Annotated in this window: 3 protein-coding genes; 1 reads left to right on the forward strand and 2 read right to left on the reverse strand. The window is 65.4% G+C overall.

All coding sequences use genetic code 11. From position 1 onward, the window contains the following. Positions 1 to 109: 109 nt before the first annotated feature. Positions 110 to 1,756, reverse strand: coding sequence for a long-chain-fatty-acid--CoA ligase (locus tag RR928_RS08295; RefSeq protein WP_442881904.1), 1,647 nt, complete (start codon positions 1,754 to 1,756; stop codon positions 110 to 112). 370 nt (positions 1,757 to 2,126) lie between these two features. On the opposite strand from RR928_RS08295, the gene RR928_RS08300 reads away from it, so the two are divergent. Beyond that, the gene (locus RR928_RS08300) at positions 2,127 to 2,900 is read left to right on the forward strand and encodes an enoyl-CoA hydratase/isomerase family protein (protein ID WP_332536348.1); all 774 of its coding nucleotides are present in this window, start codon (positions 2,127 to 2,129) and stop codon (positions 2,898 to 2,900) included. Positions 2,901 to 2,924: 24 nt separating this feature from the next. Here RR928_RS08300 and RR928_RS08305 read toward each other — a convergent pair. Continuing rightward, positions 2,925 to 3,779 (reverse strand): amidohydrolase family protein (locus tag RR928_RS08305; RefSeq protein WP_332682120.1); only part of this gene is annotated, 855 nt, incomplete at its 5' end.

Raw genomic sequence — 3,779 nt, forward strand, 5'->3', positions numbered from 1 at the left:
TTCGTCCTGAGCCCCAGCCCCGTTCGTCCTGAGCCTGTCGAAGGATGAACGGCCAAGCTCAAGCTTCGGCATGACCTACCCAATGGCTGGTTCGCCTGGTTGGGTCTTCTCACACCGGATCGGTACTGAGCCGATGCCCCTTGAACTGCTCGCGCAGCTGCGTCTTGAGCAGCTTGCCGGTCGCGGTATGCGGCAGGGCGTCGACAAACACCACGTCGTCGGGCAGCCACCAGCGCGCCACGCGGTCCTGCATGAATTCCGTCATCTCGGCAGCGGTGATGCATTCGCCGGTCTTGGGCACGACGATCAGCAGCGGGCGTTCCTGCCACTTGCTGTGCGCCACGCCTATCACCGCGGCTTCCTGCACCTTGGGGTGGCCGACGGCGACGTTCTCCAGATCGATGGAGGAAATCCATTCGCCGCCCGACTTGATCACGTCCTTGGTGCGGTCGGTGATCTGCACAAAGCCGTCGCTGTCGATCAAGGCCACGTCGCCGGTCGCAAACCAGCCGCCTTCACCCAGCGCCGCACCGGGCTGGCTGCCGTAGTACGCCGACACCACCCAGGGGCCGCGCACCTTGATCTCGCCCACGCTCTTGCCGTCATGCGGCAGGCGCTTTCCTTCGGGGCTGAAGATGCCGACTTCGATGCCGAAGATCGCCCGGCCCTGCCGGGCCTGAATGTCGAAGCGCTTGTCCAGCGGCAGGTCCTGCTGCGACGGCAGCAGATTGCCAATGGTCGCCAGCGGGCTGGTCTCTGTCATTCCCCAGGCCTGGATCACGAAGGTGTCCAGCAGCGTGCCGAATTTTTCTATCATCGCGCGCGGCGCGGCCGAGCCGCCGACCACCACGCGCTGGAGCTTGAGCTGCGAAAGGTCGAGCTGCGCGCGCTGGCTTTCGATGTACTGGAAAAAGCCCAGCCACACCGTGGGCACGCCCAGCGAGAAGGTGCAGCCTTCCTTGACCATGTGCGCATAGAGCCGCTCGCCGCTGACACCGGGGCCGGGCAGCACCAGCTTGGCGCCGCACATCGCCGCGGCATAGGGGATGCCCCAGGCGTTGACATGGAACATGGGCACGGCCAGCAGCACGCTGTCGCGCGTCGACAGCGCCAGGCCGTCGACCGTGCAGGCGGTCCAGGCGTGCAGCAGTGTCGAGCGATGGCTGTAGAGCACGCCCTTGGGATTGCCCGTGGTGCCCGAGGTGTAGCACAGCGAGGAAGCCGTGTTCTCGTCGAGCGCCGGCCATTCGAAGTCGGGCGAGGCCTGCGCGATCAGGTCTTCGTAGCACAGCAGATTGGGCAGGGCGATGTCGGGCAGTTCGCTGCGTTCGCACAGCGCGACAAAGCCCTTGACCGTGGGCAGCTGGTCGGCAATCGCCACCAGTTGATCGGCAAAGCCCAGGTCGAAGAACACATACTCATCGGCCGCGTGGTTGATGATGTAGCTGATCTGCTCGGCAAACAGCCGCGGGTTGACGGTGTGCGACACCGCGCCCATGCCCGCGACCGCGAAATACAATTCCAGATGGCGGTGCGTGTTCCAGGCCAGCGTCGCGATGCGCTGGCCCGGCTGCAAGCCCAGGTCCGTGAGGGCGTTGGCCAGGCGCTTGGCGCGCTGGCGCACTTCGCCCCAGGTCGTGCGGTAGCTGCGGCTGTCGGAAACGTGCGAGACGATTTCCACCTGACCGTGGTGCGTGGCCGCATGCTCTATGAGCTGCGAGATCAGCAAATCCTGCTGTTGCATCAGACCCAACATCGTCATCAACGCTGCTCCTTCTTGTCTTTTCCGGCGCCGGCCTCAGGGCTGAAAACCTCAGCTCCCGGGGACGCCGTGTCTTGAAATTTTTCGCTTACATGCCGACAGGTAAGTAAGCAAAGGATAGCAGTTTCACCTGCGCAAAACGCTGGCAAAAAAGTCCGAAACCCTAGGGAGAAACATGCTTGCCTAGCGCATTTTTTGCGGGTATTTGCAGGGGCGGGTGCGCCTCTTTTGCATTGCACGCGACTGGCGCCAAGGTGACTTGCGACGGGCCGTATCAGCGGTTAGCATGGCGCATGCACTTACCTTTCGGCAGGTAAATGCTGACAGTGAACCGATTTGCTGCCCCCACAACAAGGAGACTTTCATGGAACTCAACACCATCACTCTGACCGTCGACGCCGGCGTGGCCGTGGTCACGCTCAACCGCCCGCCCGTGAATGCGCAGAACATAGAGCTGCGCGAGGAAATCACGCGCGTGTTCGACCTGCTTTCCGACCGCGACGACGTGGCCTGCATCGTGCTGACCGGCGCGGGCAAGGCGTTTTCCGCCGGCGCCGACATCCGCGAGCGCCCCAACCTCGCGGGCGTCGCCGGTGCCTACGGCGCGCACAACCGCCGCGTGCGCGAGTCCTACTACGCCGTGGTCGAATGCTCCAAGCCCATCATTGCCGCGATCAACGGCCCGGCGCTGGGCGCGGGCTTCGGCCTGGTGATGGCGTCCGACATCTGGGTCGCGTCCGAAGACGCCTATGTGTCCATGCCCGAAATCAATGTGGGCCTGGCCGGCGGCGTGACCTTTCTGCAGAAAGTCTTCGGCCAGTCGCGCGCGCGCCGCATGTTCTATACCGGAATGAAGGTCTCGGCCCAGGAACTGTACCGCCTGGGCCTGATCGAGGCCTGCCTGCCCGCCGACGAACTCATGCCCTACTGCATGGAGATGGCGCGCGACATTGCCTCCAAGAGCCCGATCGCCATGCGCCTGGCCAAGGAAGCCGCGCGCATGACCCTGGTCATGCCTTCGCGCGACGCCTACCGCTACGAGCAGGGCAATACCGTGGCGCTGTCCAAGACCGAAGACTCCAAGGAAGCCCAGCGCGCCTTCCTCGAAAAGCGCGACCCGGTCTACACCGGCCGCTGAGCACACGCCCGCCCGCGCCCTGCCCTACAACCGGTAGACGCGGGCCGCCGTGCCCTCGAACAGCGCGGCCTTTTCGCCGGCACTCGCGCCGCCGGCCAGGCGCTTGAACGCATTCCACAGCGTCACATAACTGCAGCCCGTCTTGTCCATGGGAAAGTTGCTTTCAAACATGCAGCGCTGCACGCCAAACGCCGCAATGCAGTGCTCTATATAAGGAGCCCACGCACTGGCCAGGACTTGCGAGCCCACGGGCCTTGCGGCTTGATGCCAGCCAAAGCCGCAGCGCGGCATGGCCAGGCCGCCGAGCTTGACGACGATGTTCGGGTGGCGGCTCAGCGCCTGCATTTGCGCCTGCCAGTCGTGCAGCACGGCGTCGCGCTGCCCGGCATACGGGCCCACGCCCAGCGGCCCGCCGCAATGGTTGAGTACCAGCGTGGTCTGCGCACAGGCCGCGGCCAGCCGCGCCACGTCCGCGAGCTGCGTGTGATAGACCCAGATGTCGAGCGTCAGCCCCAGCCGCCCCAGCGCGCGCACCGCCTGCTGCACCTGCGGCTGCAGCAGTACCTCGGCATGGCCCGCGCCCAGCGCATGGATGGCCGGGTCCGCATGCCAGGTGGGCCGGCTGCGCAGGCCGCGAAACCGGCCCTGCCCGGCCTGGATATGTTGCTCCAGCACCGGCGTGATCTGGTCGCCCAGCTGCAGATCGGCCCAGCCGACAATGCCGGCGCACATATCGGCACCGCTTTGGGCAGGGCCGCTGTGCTGGACGACATATTCGGTTTCGCCCACAGGCCGCAGCGCCTCGGGGCCATGCGCGCGGTAGTGCGACAGGCATTCGACAAACACCGTCGCGCGCACCGCATGGCCGCTGCCCACATC

Origin of the sequence: Comamonas sp. (assembly GCF_036666375.1) — a bacterium.
GTDB lineage: Bacteria > Pseudomonadota > Gammaproteobacteria > Burkholderiales > Burkholderiaceae_C > Comamonas.

Excerpts from the sequence above, each read along its gene's own strand:
- RR928_RS08295 (WP_442881904.1), bottom strand. The coding sequence starts at position 1,756 with ATGTTGGGTCTGATGCAACAGCAGGATTTGCTGATCTCGCAGCTCATA.
- RR928_RS08300 (WP_332536348.1), top strand. The coding sequence starts at position 2,127 with ATGGAACTCAACACCATCACTCTGACCGTCGACGCCGGCGTGGCCGTG.